General features: G+C 71.5%; 15 protein-coding genes and 1 pseudogene. 11 read left to right on the forward strand and 5 right to left on the reverse strand.

Annotated features, from left to right (window positions below; all coding sequences use genetic code 11):
• Positions 1-74: 74 nt before the first annotated feature.
• Both LNW71_RS10500 and LNW71_RS10505 read right to left on the reverse strand, forming a co-directional pair.
• Positions 75-1,259, reverse strand: coding sequence for an adenylate/guanylate cyclase domain-containing protein (locus LNW71_RS10500; protein WP_250968007.1), 1,185 nt, complete (start codon positions 1,257-1,259; stop codon positions 75-77).
• A gap of 267 nt (positions 1,260-1,526) precedes the next feature.
• On the reverse strand, positions 1,527-2,435 hold the full coding sequence (locus tag LNW71_RS10505) for a biotin--[acetyl-CoA-carboxylase] ligase (protein WP_250968008.1): 909 nt from the start codon (positions 2,433-2,435) through the stop codon (positions 1,527-1,529).
• Positions 2,436-2,568: 133 nt separating this feature from the next.
• Here LNW71_RS10505 and LNW71_RS10510 point away from each other — a divergent pair, with 133 nt between their 5' ends.
• From LNW71_RS10510 to LNW71_RS10520, 4 genes are all read left to right on the forward strand, one after another.
• Positions 2,569-4,152, forward strand: coding sequence for an acyl-CoA carboxylase subunit beta (locus tag LNW71_RS10510; protein ID WP_250968009.1), 1,584 nt, complete (start codon positions 2,569-2,571; stop codon positions 4,150-4,152).
• Positions 4,153-4,166: 14 nt separating this feature from the next.
• Entirely contained in the window at positions 4,167-4,373 is a 207-nt protein-coding gene (locus LNW71_RS10515) for an acyl-CoA carboxylase epsilon subunit (protein WP_250968010.1), read from the forward strand.
• Between the two features lie 141 nt (positions 4,374-4,514).
• Complete coding sequence (gene mmpB / locus LNW71_RS36115) at positions 4,515-4,643, forward strand: morphogenic membrane protein MmpB (RefSeq protein WP_093900106.1); 129 nt, start codon at positions 4,515-4,517, stop codon at positions 4,641-4,643.
• A gap of 64 nt (positions 4,644-4,707) precedes the next feature.
• Positions 4,708-5,325 carry a nucleoside triphosphate pyrophosphatase gene (locus LNW71_RS10520; RefSeq protein WP_250968011.1) on the forward strand — a complete coding sequence of 206 codons (618 nt, stop codon included), beginning with the start codon at positions 4,708-4,710 and terminating at the stop codon, positions 5,323-5,325.
• A gap of 43 nt (positions 5,326-5,368) precedes the next feature.
• On the opposite strand, the gene LNW71_RS10525 is transcribed toward LNW71_RS10520, so the two are convergent.
• Entirely contained in the window at positions 5,369-5,818 is a 450-nt protein-coding gene (locus tag LNW71_RS10525; protein ID WP_250968012.1) for a hypothetical protein, read from the reverse strand.
• Positions 5,819-6,216: 398 nt separating this feature from the next.
• Between LNW71_RS10525 and LNW71_RS10530 the strand changes: the two genes are divergently transcribed.
• Positions 6,217-7,971 (forward strand): biotin carboxylase N-terminal domain-containing protein, encoded by a 1,755-nt coding sequence (locus LNW71_RS10530; protein WP_250968013.1) that lies wholly within the window; start codon positions 6,217-6,219, stop codon positions 7,969-7,971.
• Positions 7,972-8,120: 149 nt separating this feature from the next.
• Positions 8,121-8,726: a TetR family transcriptional regulator gene (locus tag LNW71_RS10535; RefSeq protein WP_250971960.1), complete on the forward strand. Its 606-nt coding sequence runs from the start codon at positions 8,121-8,123 to the stop codon at positions 8,724-8,726.
• A 34-nt stretch (positions 8,727-8,760) separates the two neighbouring features.
• Here LNW71_RS10535 and LNW71_RS10540 read toward each other — a convergent pair whose 3' ends face one another.
• Entirely contained in the window at positions 8,761-9,720 is a 960-nt protein-coding gene (locus tag LNW71_RS10540; protein WP_308294473.1) for a DeoR/GlpR family DNA-binding transcription regulator, read from the reverse strand.
• A 186-nt stretch (positions 9,721-9,906) separates the two neighbouring features.
• Positions 9,907-11,345 (reverse strand): annotated as a pseudogene (locus LNW71_RS10545) (NAD(P)H-quinone dehydrogenase).
• A gap of 247 nt (positions 11,346-11,592) precedes the next feature.
• On the opposite strand from LNW71_RS10545, the gene LNW71_RS10550 reads away from it, so the two are divergent.
• From LNW71_RS10550 to LNW71_RS10570, 5 genes are all read left to right on the forward strand, one after another.
• Complete coding sequence (locus LNW71_RS10550) at positions 11,593-12,030, forward strand: gamma-glutamylcyclotransferase (RefSeq protein ID WP_024490113.1); 438 nt, start codon at positions 11,593-11,595, stop codon at positions 12,028-12,030.
• Between the two features lie 124 nt (positions 12,031-12,154).
• Entirely contained in the window at positions 12,155-12,979 is an 825-nt protein-coding gene (locus LNW71_RS10555; RefSeq protein WP_250968014.1) for a purine-nucleoside phosphorylase, read from the forward strand.
• Between the two features lie 434 nt (positions 12,980-13,413).
• Positions 13,414-15,054 carry a phospho-sugar mutase gene (locus LNW71_RS10560; protein WP_250968015.1) on the forward strand — a complete coding sequence of 547 codons (1,641 nt, stop codon included), beginning with the start codon at positions 13,414-13,416 and terminating at the stop codon, positions 15,052-15,054.
• Positions 15,055-15,089: 35 nt separating this feature from the next.
• Positions 15,090-15,560: an NUDIX domain-containing protein gene (locus LNW71_RS10565; RefSeq protein ID WP_250968016.1), complete on the forward strand. Its 471-nt coding sequence runs from the start codon at positions 15,090-15,092 to the stop codon at positions 15,558-15,560.
• 600 nt (positions 15,561-16,160) lie between these two features.
• Positions 16,161-17,144, forward strand: coding sequence for a MarR family transcriptional regulator (locus LNW71_RS10570; protein WP_250968017.1), 984 nt, complete (start codon positions 16,161-16,163; stop codon positions 17,142-17,144).
• Positions 17,145-17,147 lie beyond the last annotated feature (3 nt).

Raw genomic sequence — 17,147 nt, forward strand, 5'->3', positions numbered from 1 at the left:
ACTGCACCCCTCCGGTTAACGAGCGTTACCGGAGGGAGCCTAGACCGCACCCCCGGAGTCCGGTCAGGGGCAGGTCAGGAAGTGCCGCGACGCGCCAGCAGCCACGGTTCGACGATGCCGAGGCCGCGCACCGGGCGCTGCCACATCGGCTGCAGCCCGTAGCGGTACTTGGGCACGGGAGCCGGCTCGGCGCCGTCCGCGCCCTCCTTCTCGGCCCGCTCGGCGGCGGCAGCGGCCTCCTCCGCGGCCTGGGCCTCGGAGGCGGGGGCGTCGCCGGTACGGGTCAGCTCCTTGGCGAACGCCCCGTCCACCAGGACGGCGTCCTTCGGAGCTATCGAGGTGAGCCGGCTGGCGAGGTTCACGGTGGTGCCGAAGACATCGCCCATCCGGGTGGTGACCGTGCCGAACGCGATGCCGACGCGCAGCGCCGGCATCGTCTCGTCCAGGGTCATCGCCTCGATGAGGCGCAGCGCGATCTCGGATGCGGTGCCCGCGTCGTCGGCGGCGAAGAGGACCTCGTCGCCGAGGGTCTTGATGAGCCGGCCGCCGTGCGCGGCGACGAGGTCGGCGCAGGTGGTCTCGAAGGACTCGACGAGCTCGCCGAGCTCCTCCTCCTCCAGGCGCCGGGTCAGCCGGGTGAACCCGACGAGGTCGGCGAAGCCGACGGCCAGGCGCCGGTCGACCATTTCCTCGTCGTCCGCGGCCTGCACGACCCGGCCGGTGGCGGCGGCGAGCTGGCGCCGCCACACGTACACCAGGAATTCCTCCAGCTCCGGCAGGAGCAGTTCGACCAGCGGGTAGGTGACCTCGGTGCGGGTCATACCGGGTTCGGGCGGCTCGGTGAGGCCTTCCAGGAAGGAGTCGATCTGCCACTCCGCCAGCCGGGCGGTGGTCTGTCCGGTGGACCGGGCGACCTGGATCGCCATCGGCTCGCTGAGCAGCCCCGCCTCGACGAGACCGGCGAGCCGGCGCAGTGCGAGGACATCAGCCTCGGTGAGCGCCTTTGCCTGTCCGATGTCGGCGAAGCCCATGGCCCGCCAGAAGCGGGAGGCCAGGTCCATGGAGACGCCCGCGGTCCTGGCGGCCTGGAACGGGGTGTAGCGCCGGTCGGCACCCAGGATCAGCTGTTCCAGCCGGATCGCGAGGGGATCGTCGCTCGGTTCCGCCGTGTGGTCGACTTCGTGATGCGGTGTCGCGTGGACCGAGGAGCCCGACGGGGGCTGTGTGCCATCGCCGGAGGTCGTGTCGTCGACGGTCACCAGCCGCCTCCTGCCCGTTCCCTGCGCACTGCCCTGCCGATCTGTCGGTGGATCGCCTCAACGATACGGCAGGTGTGCCCTACCTCACGTCCCCAGGTCACCCGGATACCGGGTGCCGCGAAATTCAACCCGCCCGGCACAACGGACCCACCGGGCGCACATGGGCCCGGGGCCCGCCGAGGCCCTACGGCGGCCGGGAACCGGGCGCCGTACGGACGCGCCCGGACCGCGCACACCGCCCCGCGCCCGGCGCGCCGCCCGCCCCGCTCAGGTGAGCCCGCCCCCGGCCCCCCGCAGATGCACGATGTCGCCCGCCGAGACCGGTTCCTGGAGGCCGTCGCCGGTGGACAGGACCAGCCGCCCGTCGCCGTCGATCGCCACCGCCTCCCCGGTGAGCGTGCGCTCGCCCGGCAGCTGGGCCCGCACCGTCCGCCCGAGGGTCGCGCAGGCGGCCGCGTAGGCCTCCTGCAGCCCGCTGGCCGCCGCGTCGCCGTCCGCCGCGCGCCAGCGCCCGTACCACTGCTCCAGCGAGCGCAGCACGCCCCTCAGCAGCGTCTCGCGGTCCGTGGAGACCGCGCCGGCCAGGGCCAGCGAGGCGGCCGTGGGGGCGGGCAGCTCGTCCGCGCGCAGCGAGACGTTGAGGCCGATGCCGATGACGACCCCGTCCCCGGCCCGTTCGGCCAGGATTCCGCCGGTCTTGCGTTCCTCGCCCGACGGGGTCTCCCCCGGACCGGGCTCGTCGGAGTCGGAGTCGTCGGGGATCCGGACCAGCAGGTCGTTGGGCCACTTCAGCGCCACGTCGACGCCCGCCGACTTCGCCAGGCCGGCCGCCGCGGCGACGCCCGCGAGCAGCGGCAGCCAGCCCCACCGCTGCACCGGTACGGCGCCCGGGGCCAGGTAGACGGAGAAGAACAGGCCCGAGCGGGCGGGGGCGGTCCAGGTCCGGTCGAGGCGTCCCCGCCCGGCGGTCTGCTCCTCGGCCACCAGGACCGTGCCCTCGGTGAGCCCGGCCGCGCGCGCGGCGAGATCGGAGTTGGTGGACCCGGTGCTGTCCACGACGTCGAGCGCCGTCCACAGCCCGCCGGGACGCAGCAGTCCGCGGCGCAGCGCGGGGACGTTCAGGGGCGGCCGGTCCAGGTCCGACCAACGGCTGTGTGACGCATCCGAAGGTGTCATGCAAGCCACCCTAGGTGTGTCAAACGACGCACTGCCGAACCGTATCCGCGCCGATACGCTACGGGTCAGTAGCTGTTCATCCGCTGATCAGCAGCACAGTCGTCCCCGTGACCAGGCAGGGAGCCGCCACCCGATGTCCGAGCCGGCAGAGATCGACATCCACACCACCGCGGGCAAGCTCGCGGACCTGCAGCGCCGTACCGAGGAGGCGACCCACGCAGGGTCCGCGCGCGCGGTGGAAAAGCAGCACGCGAAGGGCAAGTTGACCGCGCGCGAGCGGGTCGATCTGCTGCTCGACGAGGGTTCCTTCGTGGAACTCGACGAATTCGCCCGGCACCGCTCGACGAACTTCGGGATCGAGAAGAACCGCCCCTACGGCGACGGCGTCGTCACCGGATACGGCACCGTCGACGGCCGCCCCGTCTGCGTGTACTCGCAGGACTTCACCATCTTCGGCGGCTCGCTCGGCGAGGTCTACGGTGAGAAAATCGTCAAGGTGATGGACTTCGCGCTGAAGACCGGCTGTCCGGTCATCGGCATCAACGACGGCGGCGGCGCCCGCATCCAGGAAGGCGTGGCCGCCCTCGGCCTCTTCGCGGAGATCTTCCGCCGCAACGTCCACGCCTCCGGCGTCATCCCGCAGATCTCACTGATCGTCGGCCCCTGCGCCGGCGGCGCCGTCTACTCCCCCGCGATCACCGACTTCACGGTCATGGTCGACCAGACCTCACACATGTTCATCACCGGACCCGACGTCATCAAGACCGTCACCGGCGAGGACGTCGGCTTCGAGGACCTCGGCGGCGCCCGCACCCACAACACCACCTCCGGCGTCGCCCACCACATGGCCGGCGACGAGAAGGACGCCATCGACTACGTCAAGTCGCTGCTGTCCTACCTCCCCTCGAACAACCTCTCCGAGGCCCCCGCCTTCCCCGAGGAAGCCGACCTGGCGAGCACCGACGAGGACCGCGAGCTCGACACGCTCATCCCCGACTCGGCGAACCAGCCCTACGACATGCACACCGCGATCGAGCACGTGCTGGACGACGGCGAGTTCCTGGAGACCCAGGCCCTGTTCGCACCGAACATCCTCACCGGCTTCGGCCGCGTCGAGGGCTACCCCGTCGGCATCGTCGCCAACCAGCCCATGCAGTTCGCCGGCTGCCTGGACATCAACGCCTCCGAGAAGGCCGCACGCTTCGTCCGCACCTGCGACGCCTTCAACGTGCCGGTGCTGACCTTCGTCGACGTCCCCGGCTTCCTGCCCGGCGTCGACCAGGAGTACGGCGGCATCATCCGCCGCGGCGCGAAGCTGATCTACGCGTACGCGGAGGCGACCGTCCCGCTGATCACGGTGATCACCCGCAAGGCGTTCGGCGGCGCCTACGACGTCATGGGCTCCAAGCACCTGGGCGCCGACATCAACCTCGCCTGGCCCACCGCGCAGATCGCCGTGATGGGCGCCCAGGGCGCGGTCAACATCCTGCACCGCCGCACCATCGCCGCGGCCGAGGACCAGGACGCCACTCGCGCCGAGCTGATCGCCGACTACGAGGACGCCCTCCTCAACCCCTACGTCGCAGCAGAACGCGGCTACGTCGACGCCGTGATCATGCCCTCCGAGACCCGCGCCCACATCGTCAAGGGACTGCGGCAGCTGCGGACCAAGCGGGAGTCGCTCCCGCCGAAGAAGCACGGCAACATCCCTCTCTAGAAAGGGTCCTGACCATGATCAAGGTCGTACGGGGCAACCCGACCCCGGAGGAGCTGGCCGCCGCACTGGCGGTCGTCCAGGCGCGCGCCGCAGCGGCGTCCGCCGTGTCGTCGGGCGCGCCCGAGCTGCCCGCACAGTGGTCCGACCCGGGCCGGCTGGCCCGGCGCGGCCGTCATCTGCCGGGGCCGCGCGCCTGGGCGCGTACGTACTGGCCGGGGTAGTCGCGGAATGTCCCCGGAGGCCCGGATCCCTTGCGGGGTCCGGGCCTCCGGCACGTACCGGAAGGATCTGGTCCATCCGCGCAGGGGGGTTGAGTACGCGTACTCAGGCGCCGTCGCGGCCCGCGCAGCAGGATCGGACGCATGCTGTGGTCCGATCCCGAGAACAAGCCTCCGAAAGAGCTTCGCGACGCCCAGGACATGATGCGGCGCGCGGGGCTGGTGCTTGCACTGGCGATGGTGGTCGCCATGTTCGTACTCGGGACGCGGTGAGCGCGCCGAAGGCCCTCCGCGGCCCAGGAACGGGGGCAGGCCGCGGGTGCGGCTCGTTTGTACGATGGCCCGCATGACTGATCCCGCGCCCCGCCGCCTCGTGCTCGCCTCCGCCTCACCCGCCCGCCTCGGTCTGTTGCGGCAGGCCGGGTTCGCGCCCGAGGTGATCGTCAGCGGGGTGGACGAGGACGCGCTGAGCGCCCCCACACCGGCCGAGCTGGCACTGGTTCTCGCCGAGGCCAAGGCCGCGGTCGTGGCCGGGCGTCCGGAGGTCGCGGGAGCCCTGGTCATCGGGTGCGACTCGGTGCTCGAACTCGACGGCGAGGCGCTGGGCAAACCGGCCGACGCCGAGGAGGCCACGTCGCGCTGGAAGTCCATGCGGGGACGGGCCGGGGTGCTGCAGACCGGACACAGCCTGACCGACACCGCGACCGGACGGACCGTCTCCGCGACCGCGTCCACGACGGTCCGCTTCGGTGAGCCGACGGACGCCGAGATCGCCGCCTACGTCGCCTCGGGCGAACCGCTCCACGTGGCGGGCGCCTTCACCCTCGACGGGCGCTCGGCGCCGTTCGTGGACTCCATCGACGGCGACCCGGGCAACGTGATCGGGCTCTCGCTGCCGCTGCTGCGGCGGCTGCTGGGCGAGCTGGGGATCTCCGTCACCGAGCTGTGGGTCTGAGGGCCTCCACGCCGCCGCCGGTGCTCGCCCAGGGCCTGTTCGCTCAGGCCGCGGCCGGGGCCGACGGCTGTCCGGACTCCGCCCCGGCGGCCGGCTCCTCGGGTCCGGTCCCGTACGCCACCAGGGTCAGCACGATCAGGGCGAGCACCACCATCATGAACACGAAGGCGGACCAGCCGACCAGACCCACCGTCAGCGCGCCCAGCACGCCGTGGATGACGGCGCAGCAGATGAGCACGATCCGGGCGACCCGGCCCGGCGCCCGGTCACGGATGCCGGCCAGCAGGAGCAGCACTCCGCACACCAGCAGGAACAGCCCGGAGACCCCGCCCATCACCCAGGTGCCGTTGGCCATGGCGCCGGGATCCATCCCGGCCATGGACATGTCCTGGCCCTTCACGACGGTCGCCAGGACGCCGTTGATGATCACGATGCCCACGGCTTCCGCGAAGAGCACGATCGCGGCTATGAAAGCCACCGTCCGGCGCACCATGTCACCCACCCCCTGTTACCTGCAGTACGTGCGATAGCGCGGACCCTACTAACCGGTAATCCTCCGGACAAGGGGTTCGGCCACCTTCACCCCGGCCGGCATCCGGCAAACGGCCCTGTTGTACGCGCCCGCGTGCGTCGCGCAAAGAATCCGGCGTGCGTTAGTAGGAACCCCACAAAGAATCACCGGGCGTCGCTGCCCGTACCGACAGAGACCTGGACCACACCTCGTGGCTACTGTGCGGTTATGCATCCCGGCGTACCGTGGTGCCACAAGGGATTTCGCGACTCGAGCAAGCCTCGAATCACACTCCGTGTGGGCAAGCTCACCATTGGGGACGGGTCGTAGGACCGTGTCGGTTGTCCCTAAACTCAGCTTGTTTCAAGGAGGGAGCCATCGTGCGCAAGGTGCTCATCGCCAACCGTGGCGAAATTGCTGTCCGTGTTGCTCGGGCCTGCCGGGACGCGGGAATCGGGAGCGTGGCCGTCTACGCAGACCCGGACCGTGACGCTCTGCATGTGCGTGCGGCCGACGAGGCATTCGCTCTGGGCGGTGACACCCCGGCCGCCAGCTATCTGGACATGGCCAAGGTGCTCCAGGCTGCCAAGGACTCCGGAGCGGACGCCATCCACCCGGGATACGGATTCCTGTCGGAGAACGCCGAGTTCGCCCAGGCCGTGCTCGACGCCGGTCTGACGTGGATCGGCCCGCCGCCGCAGGCCATCCGGGACCTCGGCGACAAGGTCGCCGCCCGCCACATCGCCCAGCGCGCCGGCGCACCCCTGGTCGCCGGCACCCCGGACCCGGTCGAGGGTTCCGCCGAGGTCGTCGCCTTCGCCGAGCAGCACGGGCTGCCGATCGCGATCAAGGCCGCCTTCGGTGGCGGCGGGCGCGGTCTGAAGGTGGCCCGCACGCTGGAGGAGATCCCGGAGCTGTACGACTCCGCGGTCCGTGAGGCCGTCGCCGCGTTCGGCCGCGGGGAGTGCTTCGTGGAGCGCTACCTCGACAAGCCGCGGCACGTGGAGACCCAGTGCCTGGCCGACTCCCACGGCAACGTGGTCGTCGTCTCCACCCGTGACTGCTCGCTGCAGCGCCGCCACCAGAAGCTGGTGGAGGAGGCCCCCGCGCCGTTCCTCTCCGACGCGCAGAACGCCGAGCTGTACGCGGCGTCCAAGGCGATCCTGAAGGAGGCCGGCTACGTCGGCGCCGGCACGGTCGAGTTCCTCGTCGGCACGGACGGCACGATCTCCTTCCTGGAGGTCAACACCCGCCTGCAGGTCGAGCACCCGGTCACCGAGGAGGTCACCGGCATCGACCTCGTGCGCGAGATGTTCCGCATCGCCGACGGCGAGGAGCTCGGCTACGACGACCCGCAGATGCGCGGTCACTCCTTCGAGTTCCGGATCAACGGCGAGGACCCGGGCCGCGGCTTCCTGCCCGCCCCCGGCACCGTCACCCTGTTCGCCCCGCCCTCGGGCCCGGGCGTCCGCCTGGACGCGGGCGTCGAGTCCGGCTCCGTCATCGGCCCGGCCTGGGACTCCCTGCTCGCCAAGCTGATCGTGACCGGCGCGACCCGTGAGCAGGCCCTGCAGCGCGCGGCCCGTGCGCTGGCCGAGTTCACCGTCGAGGGCATGGCCACCGCCATCCCCTTCCACCGCGCCGTCGTCGCCGACCCGGCGTTCACCGCCGACCCGTTCCGCATCCACACCCGCTGGATCGAGACGGAGTTCGTCAACGAGATCCCGGCCTTCGCCGCACCCGCCGACGCGGACGCGGACGAGGAGTCCGGCCGCGAGACCGTCGTCGTCGAGGTCGGCGGCAAGCGCCTGGAGGTCTCACTGCCCTCCTCGCTCGGCATGAGCCTGGCCCGCACCGGCCTCGCCGCCGGCGCCAAGCCCAAGCGCCGCGCCGCCAAGAAGTCCGGCTCCGCGGCCTCCGGCGACACCCTCGCCTCCCCGATGCAGGGCACCATCGTGAAGATCGCGGTGGAAGAGGGCCAGGAGGTCAAGGAAGGCGACCTCATCGTCGTCCTGGAAGCCATGAAGATGGAACAGCCCCTCAACGCCCACCGCGCCGGGACCATCAAGGGCCTGGCCGCCGAGGTCGGCAGCTCCATCTCCTCCGGCGCCGCCATCTGCGAGATCAAGGACTGATCCTCGCCGCACCTGTTCCACCGGCGCCCCTGTCATGTCGTACGACGTGACAGGGGCGCCGGCCATTGGCCGCAGGCCCGCAACGGAGGGCCCTCCGGATGCGCGATGGCATCCTGGACCCCAGGAGCGGCATCAGGAAGGACTGCGCAATGGCGATGAGCACGGCACGGACACCGGCCCGGCCCATGCGTGCCGACGCGCGCCGCAACTACGACCGGCTGCTGGCCGAGGCCCGTACCGCCTTCGCGGAACACGGCACGACCGCGTCCCTGGAGGACATCGCGCGGTGCGCGGGCGTGGGGATCGGCACGCTGTACCGCCACTTCCCCACCCGGCACGCGCTGATGAGCGCCGTCTTCCAGGAGGCGGTGGCCGACCTGATCGCCCGCTCCCGCGAGCTGGCCGCGGCGGAGCGGCCGTGCGACGGTCTGGTGGAGTGGCTGGGCGCGATCATCACTCATGCGGGTGAGTACCGCGGGCTGGCCCAGGCGCTCATGTCGACGTGCCGGGACGAGACTTCGGCACTGTCCCGGTGCAATGTGCCGCTGCGCGAGGCGGGTTCGGTGCTGCTGGCCCGTGCGCGGGCGGGCGGGGCGGTGCGACCGGATGTGTCCATCGACGATCTGATGCAGCTGACGAACGCCATCGCGCTGGCCGCGGAGCAGTCGCCGGACGATCCGGGGCTGGCGGGGCGGTTGCTGACGCTCACGGTGCAGGGGCTGCGGGCGGCACAATCAAGCCCATCCGGCGATTGAGGAGCGGGTTCCGGGGGCAGCGCCCCCGAAACCGCTACCGCCGCCGCAGGTCCGCCACCCTCGCCCGGTCCCCCTGGCTCTGCTCCGCCAGCACCGCCGCCCCCCGCAACGGCTGCGGCCCGCTCCCGTGCGTGCGGCGCTGCCCCGGCAGGGGCATGTCGCGACGGGCCGCCCGGCCGGGCGGCCCTGGATCGGCCGAGGACGGGGCGCCTCCGGCGCCGGCCACCGCGATCTGCACCCCCTGGTCGGCCAGGGCCTGCAGCTCCGCCGCCGCACGGTCGTCGTGCGCGGCCGGTTCGTCCGTCACCAGACGGGTGATGAGGTCCGTCGGCACCGTCTGGAACATGGTGTCGGCGCCGAGCTTGGTGTGGTCCGCCAGGACCACCACCTCCCCGGCGGCCTGCACCAGCGCCCGGTCCACACTCGCGGAGAGCATGTTGGACGTGGAGAGTCCGCGTTCGGCGGTGAGCCCGCTCCCGGACAGGAATGCCCGCGAGACCCGCAGCCCCTGGAGCGACTGCTCGGCCCCACTGCCCACCAGGGCGTAGTTGGAACCGCGCAGGGTGCCCCCGGTCATCACCACTTCCACCCGGTTGGCATGGGCCAACGCCTGGGCGACCAGCAGTGAGTTGGTGACCACGGTCAGACCGGGGACCCTCGCGAGCCGGCGGGCCAGCTCCTGCGTGGTCGTACCGGCGCCGACCACGATGGCCTCGCCCTCTTCGACGAGGCCGGCGGCCAGGTCGGCGATGGCCGTTTTCTCCGCGGTGGCGAGATGGGATTTCTGCGGAAAGCCGGACTCCCGCGTAAAACCGCCCGGCAAAACCGCACCGCCGTGCCGGCGGTCGAGGAGTCCTTCTGCCTCCAGTGCCCGCACGTCCCGCCGTACGGTCACTTCGGAGGTCTGGACGACGCGGGCGAGCTCACGGAGCGATACTGCCCCGTTGGCGCGCACCATTTCGAGGATCAACTGACGACGTTCTGCAGCGAACACGAAACTGACAGTAACGTGACCACCCGAGAGTTTTCAGCAGTTTGCGCCGAATTGCAGAAGATGTACACACAAGGGGCCGCCAAGTGGTATAGGCGGCCCCGTTGTTGTTCTCTCCTGATCGCGGACGGTCGTCGGACCGCCTGAGTTGCCGGGGTTACCGGGGAATGCCGGGTTCCCGGCGGCCTGCTAGGCCTCGCCCGCCTGCTTACGGGTGTGCAACTGACGGGCCACTTCCGCGATCGATCCCGACAGGGACGGATACACAGTGAAGGCGTTTGCGATCTGTTCCACCGTCAGATTGTTGTCGACCGCGATCGAGATGGGGTGGATCAGCTCGCTCGCCCGCGGCGCGACGACACAGCCGCCGACCACGATGCCGGTACCGGGCCGGCAGAGTATTTTGACGAAGCCGTCCCTGATGCCCTGCATCTTGGCGCGCGGGTTGCGCAGCAGCGGCAGCTTGACCACGCGGGCGTCGATCTTGCCCCCGTCGACGTCGGCCTGGCTGTAGCCGACCGTGGCGATCTCCGGGTCGGTGAAGACGTTCGAGGAGACCGTCTTCAGGTTCAGCGGGGTCACCGCGTCGCCGAGGAAGTGGTACATCGCGATCCGGCCCTGCATCGCGGCGACCGAGGCGAGCGCGAAGATCCCGGTGACGTCACCGGCCGCGTAGACACCCGGTGCGCTGGTGCGGGACACCTTGTCGGTCCAGATGTGGCCCGAGTCCTTGAGCCGGACCCCGGCCTCCTCCAGGCCCATGCCCGCGCTGTTCGGGATCGCGCCGACCGCCATCAGGCAGTGCGAGCCGGAGATGACCCGGCCGTCGGCGAGGGTGACCTCGACGCGGTCGCCGACCCGCTTGGCGGACTGGGCACGGGAGCGGGCCATGACGTTCATGCCGCGGCGCCGGAAGACGTCCTCCAGGACGGCGGCCGCGTCCGGGTCCTCGCCCGGCAGCACCCGGTCCCGGGAGGAGACGAGGGTGACGCGGGAGCCGAGGGCCTGGTAGGCGCCGGCGAACTCCGCGCCCGTGACACCCGAGCCGACCACGATGAGCTCCTCGGGGAGCTCGTCGAGGTCGTAGACCTGCGTCCAGTTCAGGATCCGCTCGCCGTCGGGGAGCGCGTCCGGATCTCGCGGGGGTGACCACCGGTCGCGATCAGCACGGCGTCGGCGGAGAGCGTCTCCTCCGTGCCGTCGGCCGCGGTCACCACGACCTGGCGGGAGCCGTCGGCGGCCTGCAGTCCCTCCAGCCGGCCACGTCCGCGCATCACCCGCGCACCCGCACGGGTGACGGATGCGGTGATGTCGTGGGACTGGGCGAGCGCCAGGCGCTTCACCCGTCGGTTGACCTTGCCCAGGTCGACGCCGACCACGCGCGCCGCCTGCTCTATGTGCGGCGTGTCGTCCGCGACGATGATGCCGAGCTCCTCGTACGAGGAGTCGAAGGTGGTCATCACCTCTGCCGTCGCGATCAGGGTCTTCGAGGGCACGCAGTCGGTGAGTACGCTCGCGCCGCCGAGTCCGTCGCAGTCGACGACGGTCACCTCCGCGCCGAGCTGGGCGCCGACCAATGCCGCCTCGTACCCGCCGGGTCCGCCGCCGATGATCACGATCCGGGTCACGAAAAGTCCGCCTCGCGTTTCGTCCCGCGGCCATCGCTGCCCCGGCCGGGGGTCCGGGGGGTCGCCCCGGGTGAATGCAGTACGTACTTCATTGTCCCGCACGCGCCAAGGTGCTTCGCCCCGGGGCCCTCCATACGTGCGCCGGGCCTGCTGGGCGGGGACGGGCCCGCCGGGGCGGACCCACCGGGAGGGCGTCTTCCTCACAGGAATCGACGCTCCCGGGGCCACCTCCCGTACCCTCGACCCCATGTCGCTCTACGCCGCGTACGCCGGCAACCTCGACGCGCGGCTGATGACGCGCCGCGCACCGCACTCGCCGCTGCGCGGAACCGGCTGGCTGAACGGCTGGCGGCTGACGTTCGGCGGTGAGCAGATGGGCTGGGAGGGCGCGCTGGCCACGGTGGTCGAGGCGCCGCGCTCCCAGGTCTTCGTCGCCCTGTACGACCTGGCTCCGATGGACGAGGACTCCATGGACCGCTGGGAGGGTGTCGGCCTCGACATCTACCGGCGGATGCGGGTCCGGGTACACACCCTGGACGGCGAGGAACCGGCCTGGATGTACGTGCTGAACGGGTACGAGGGCGGGCTGCCGTCCGCCCGCTACCTGGGCGAGATCGCCGACGCGGCCGACTCCGCGGGCGCCCCGCACGACTATGTGATGGAGCTCCGCAAGCGCCCCTGCTGAGGCCGCGCGGCGGCTGCGAGCTGCGTTTTCTCCGGGAAGTCTGTACGAACACACGAACGGGCGCCGTGAGACTCTGTACGGGAACATCTACGCGCGTAGGGAATCAGCGGTTACGCTCATCCGCGTGAACGCATCAGTTATTCCGGACCACATCCAGGGCGACCCGCACGCCGCCGCTGCCGACGCCGCCGCCCGCCTGCGCGAGCTGACCGGTGCCGAGACCCACGACGTCGCCCTCGTGATGGGCTCCGGCTGGGCACCCGCGGGCGATGCGCTCGGCATTCCGGAGGCCGAGTTCCCGGTGACCGACCTGCCCGGTTTCCCGGCCCCCGCCGTCCAGGGGCACGGCGGCACGATCCGCTCGTACCTGATCGGCGAGAAGCGCGCCCTGGTCTTCCTGGGCCGCACGCACTACTACGAGGGCCGCGGCGTCGCCGCCGTGGCACACGGGGTGCGTACCGCTGTGTCTGCGGGCTGCAAGACCGTCATCCTGACGAACGGCTGCGGCGGGCTGCGCGAGGGCATGCGCCCCGGGCAGCCGGTCCTGATCAGCGACCACATCAACCTCACGGCGGCGTCGCCGATCATCGGCGCCAACTTCGTCGACCTGACCGACCTGTACTCGCCGCGGCTGCGGGCGCTGTGCAAGGAGATCGACGAGACCCTCGAAGAGGGCGTGTACGTGCAGTTCCCCGGCCCGCACTACGAGACGCCGGCCGAGATCAACATGGTCCGCGTGATGGGCGGCGACCTGGTCGGCATGTCCACCGTGCTGGAGGCCATCGCGGCCCGCGAGGCGGGCGCCGAGGTGCTGGGCCTCTCACTGGTGACGAACCTCGCCGCGGGCCTGAGCGGCGAACCGCTGAACCACGAAGAGGTGCTCCAGGCAGGCCGCGACTCGGCAACCCGAATGGGCTCGCTGCTGGCCCGGGTGCTGGACCGAATCTGACGGTGAGGGCGGCCGGTCACGGGGGCGGGCCGCTCACCCGGCCCGCCACGCCCGGCGCAGGCCGCCCTCACCCAGCCACACCCACCCGGCCGCCCGGCGCTCTCACCCAGCCCAGCCGGGCGCATCCAGCCCGTCGGTCTCATCAGCCCCGCCACACCCACCGGGCCCGGCCACACCCAGCCCCAGCCACACCCACCCGCCCCGGCCACACCCGGCCCCCGCCACACCCACGCAGCCCGGCCACAACCAGCCCCGCCGCCCCACCCAGCCCCGCCGGCGTTTGAGGCGCGGGGTCTGGGGCGGAGCCCCAGGTTCGGGAAGGGGCGGGTAGGGGAACAGGCCCGCCGCAGGCGCACCCCGACCCGCGCCCGGACCCCGCGACCCACCCCCGCGACAGCACCCGCACACCACAACAGCCCCGGAAGGCGGACCCCGTGCAGCAGGACCTCATCACGCAGGCCAGGACCTGGCTCACCGAGGACCCCGACCCCGACACCCGCGACGAGCTCGCCAAGCTCATCGACTCCGAGGACATCGACGAGCTCACCACCCGCTTCGCCGGCACCCTCCAGTTCGGCACCGCGGGCCTGCGCGGTGAGCTGGGCGCCGGACCGATGCGGATGAACCGCGCCGTGGTCATCCGCGCCGCCGCCGGGCTCGCCGCGTACCTGAAGGACCAGGGACAGGCCGGCGGCCTCGTCGTCATCGGCTACGACGCGCGCTACAAGTCCACCGACTTCGCCCGCGACACCGCGGCGGTGATGACCGGCGCCGGCCTGCGGGCAGCGGTGCTCCCCCGCCCGCTCCCCACCCCCGTACTGGCGTACGCCATAAGGCATCTGGGTGCCGTCGCCGGCGTCGAAGTGACCGCGAGCCACAACCCGCCGCGCGACAACGGCTACAAGGTGTACCTCGGCGACGGCTCGCAGATCGTGCCCCCGGCGGACGGCGAGATCGCCGCCGCGATCGCCGCGGTCGGCCCGCTGGACACCGTGCCCCGCCCCGAAGACGGCTGGGAGATCCTCGGCGACGAGGTGCTGGACGCGTACCTGGCGCGTACGGACGCGGTACTGGCCACGGGTTCGCCGCGTACCGCCCGCGTCGTGTACACGGCGATGCACGGCGTCGGCACGTCCGTGCTCACCGCCGCCTTCGACCGGGCTGGCTTCCCCGCCCCGGTCCTCGTCGCCGAGCAGGCCGAACCCGACCCCGCGTTCCCCACCGTCGCCTTCCCCAACCCGGAAGAGCCCGGCGCGATGGATCTCGCCTTCGCGACCGCACGCCGCTCGGACCCCGACATCATCATCGCCAACGACCCGGACGCCGACCGCTGCGCCGTCGCCGTCCCGGACCCGGCGGCCGACGGCGGCTGGCGGATGCTGCGGGGCGACGAGGTCGGCGCGCTGCTCGCCGCCCACCTCGTCCGTCGCGGCGTCACCGGCGTCCTCGCCGAGTCGATCGTGTCGTCCTCCCTCCTCGGCAGGATCGCCGAGAAGGCGGGACTGGGCTACGAGGAGACGCTCACCGGCTTCAAGTGGATCGCCCGGGTGGAGGGCCTGCGGTACGGCTACGAGGAGGCGCTCGGCTACTGCGTCGACCCCGACGGCGTACGCGACAAAGACGGCATCACGGCCGCGCTGCTGGTCGCCGAACTCGCCTCCGTACTCAAGGAGCAGGGCCGCACGCTCCTGGACCTGCTGGACGACCTCGCCGTCGAGCACGGGCTGCACGCCACCGACCAGCTGTCGGTCCGGGTCGAGGACCTCTCCGTCATCGCGGACGCCATGCGACGCCTGCGCGAGCAGCCGCCGACCGCGCTCGCCGGACTCGCCGTCACCTCGGCCGAGGACCTGTCGCACGGCACCGAACAGCTGCCGCCCACCGACGGGCTCCGCTACCACCTGGAAGGCGCCCGGGTGATCGTCCGCCCGAGCGGCACCGAGCCGAAGCTCAAGTGCTACCTGGAGGTCGTGGTGCCCGTCGCCACGGCGGCCGGACTGCCCGCCGCCCGCGCGAAGGGCACGGAACTGCTCGAAGGCATCAAGCGGGACCTGGCGGCCGCGGCCGGGATCTGACACGGGAGCAGATACGCGCAACAGGAAGGCTGACCGTGGCCCGCACCGAGTACTACGACGACCCCAGCGCGCCCAAGCCGAACAGCATGGTGGTCGCCGCATCCGCCGTCGTCACCGACGACCACGGGCGGATCCTCCTCCAGCGCCGCCGCGACAACGACCTGTGGGCCCTGCCCGGCGGAGGCATGGACCTCACCGACTCCCTGCCCGGCACGGCCATCCGCGAAGTCAAGGAAGAAACCGGCCTCGACGTCGAGATCACCGGCATGGTCGGCACCTACACCGACCCGAAACACATCATCGCCTACACCGACGGCGAGGTCCGCCGCCAGTTCAACGTCTGCTTCACCGCCCACATCACCGGCGGCCAACTGAAGATCTCCGACGAGTCCACCGAACTCCGGTTCGTGCCACTGGAAGAGATCGAGCAGTTGCCGATGCACCACACCCAACGACTCAGGCTCCAGCACTTCCTGGAACAACGCGAGAAGCCGTACTTGGGCTGAACCGCCTGACGGCAGTAGCGACGTCGAGTGGCGGTGGAGTGCCCGAGGTCGCGGAAGCGGACGCGGCGGAGGCGGATTCCAAGCCCTGACCGCCGATACCGGGTTGGGGCAGTCGTCCGCGCGGGAACTCTGACGCGATGCTCTCCGATGCCGATACCAATACCGATGCCGCCGCGCTGTACGACGTACTGGGTCCCTGGGTCCCCGGACAGACACCCGGAGATCCACCCCGGCCACCCCTCAGCTCGCCCTGGCCCGGAGCTCGGGCCTCGGAGCTCGGGGTCCGAGCGCCGGGACGGCAACGTTCACCCGTTCGTGGATACGGGCTCGGGCGCCGGCCCGGCGCTTGAGCTTCGGGATTCGAGGGCCGGGATGCGAGGTCCGGGATTCGAGCGGTGTTGTACAACCGGTAGGGAAAAGAAGGGGTTTGGGGAATCCTCCCCTCCCTCCCCGACCCGTCCCGACGAGCAAGTATGACAATTTGTGACCGACTTGCGGCGCAGCGTCATGCCTGCTTACCGTGCCCTCAACGTAACGACCCCGACGCGGTGTTGAACGCACCGGCCGGGGTCTCACCCCAAGATCGAAAAGAGCGATCTCGTGGCTACCCAGAACCTTAGCTCCGCCCTGTGCGCGCCCGAGGGCTCACCCCCGTACGCCAGGGCCAATCCCGGTTACGGCAAGCGGACCGCGCCCCACCAGGCCCCGCCCCGACCGGACGACTTCTCGCTGCTGCCCGAGCGGGAGCGCTTCATCGCCGGGTACGTCGACAAGCTCCCCGACGGTGCGGCCATGGACATCAAGTCACTCGCCAAGAACCTGCCCCTGTACGGGCAGATGGCCGTCGCAAGCGCACTGAGGGCCTTGGGGGTCGCCGGGTATCTGCGGCACGTGCGCTGCCCCGCCGCCAGTGGCGACCAGGTCCGTTGGGTCACCCGCACCTACTGGTCCCGCAGCGCCCGCGACAACGAGTGGTGGAACGCATTCCTCAGCGCCGCGGAGCACCCGCCCGCACCGTCGGACGTGGTCGCCGACGCACCGCCGCCACCGCCCTGGGTGCCGACCGAGACCCCCGCTGCTGCCCTCCCCGCCTCGCCCCTCCCCGCCCAGGCCACATCCGTACCACCGCAACGGGCCCCCGAGCAGCACTCCCCCGCCTACCTGACCCTCGCCCGACTCGGCCGCGACGACCCCCGCCTCGCCCTCTCCGCCGCCGACTGCACCACCCTGGAGGAGCACGCCGCAGCCTGGCTCGACCGGGGCGTGAACACCGAGTACCTCACCCAGGCCCTCACCGCCGGGCTCCCCGAACGCGTCGACTCGCCCGTCGGGTTCCTCCGCCGCCGCCTCCGCGACAAGATGCCGCCCCAACTGCCCACCGCCCGGACACCCGAGACGTCACCCCGACGCCTCCTGGTCGAATGCACCGAATGCGGCACCCCCGGCCGCCCCGAAGCGCTCCCCGACGGCCTCTGCCAGGACTGCCGCACCCCCACACGCACGCCCGAAGCCACAGCCGCCATCCCCGAACGCAACATCCACGCGCTCGTCGGCAATCTCCGCGACCTCCTCAAAACACCCTGACAG

The sequence above is a fragment of the Streptomyces sp. RKAG290 genome (assembly GCF_023701695.1).
In the GTDB taxonomy this organism is placed as follows: domain Bacteria; phylum Actinomycetota; class Actinomycetes; order Streptomycetales; family Streptomycetaceae; genus Streptomyces.

Excerpts from the sequence above, each read along its gene's own strand:
- LNW71_RS10505 (WP_250968008.1), bottom strand. The coding sequence starts at position 2,435 with ATGACACCTTCGGATGCGTCACACAGCCGTTGGTCGGACCTGGACCGG.
- LNW71_RS10550 (WP_024490113.1), top strand. The coding sequence starts at position 11,593 with ATGTCGCTCTACGCCGCGTACGCCGGCAACCTCGACGCGCGGCTGATG.
- LNW71_RS10510 (WP_250968009.1), top strand. The coding sequence starts at position 2,569 with ATGTCCGAGCCGGCAGAGATCGACATCCACACCACCGCGGGCAAGCTC.
- LNW71_RS10525 (WP_250968012.1), bottom strand. The coding sequence starts at position 5,818 with ATGGTGCGCCGGACGGTGGCTTTCATAGCCGCGATCGTGCTCTTCGCG.
- LNW71_RS10515 (WP_250968010.1), top strand. The coding sequence starts at position 4,167 with ATGATCAAGGTCGTACGGGGCAACCCGACCCCGGAGGAGCTGGCCGCC.
- LNW71_RS10520 (WP_250968011.1), top strand. The coding sequence starts at position 4,708 with ATGGCCCGCATGACTGATCCCGCGCCCCGCCGCCTCGTGCTCGCCTCC.
- LNW71_RS10535 (WP_250971960.1), top strand. The coding sequence starts at position 8,121 with ATGGCGATGAGCACGGCACGGACACCGGCCCGGCCCATGCGTGCCGAC.
- mmpB (WP_093900106.1), top strand. The coding sequence starts at position 4,515 with ATGCTGTGGTCCGATCCCGAGAACAAGCCTCCGAAAGAGCTTCGCGAC.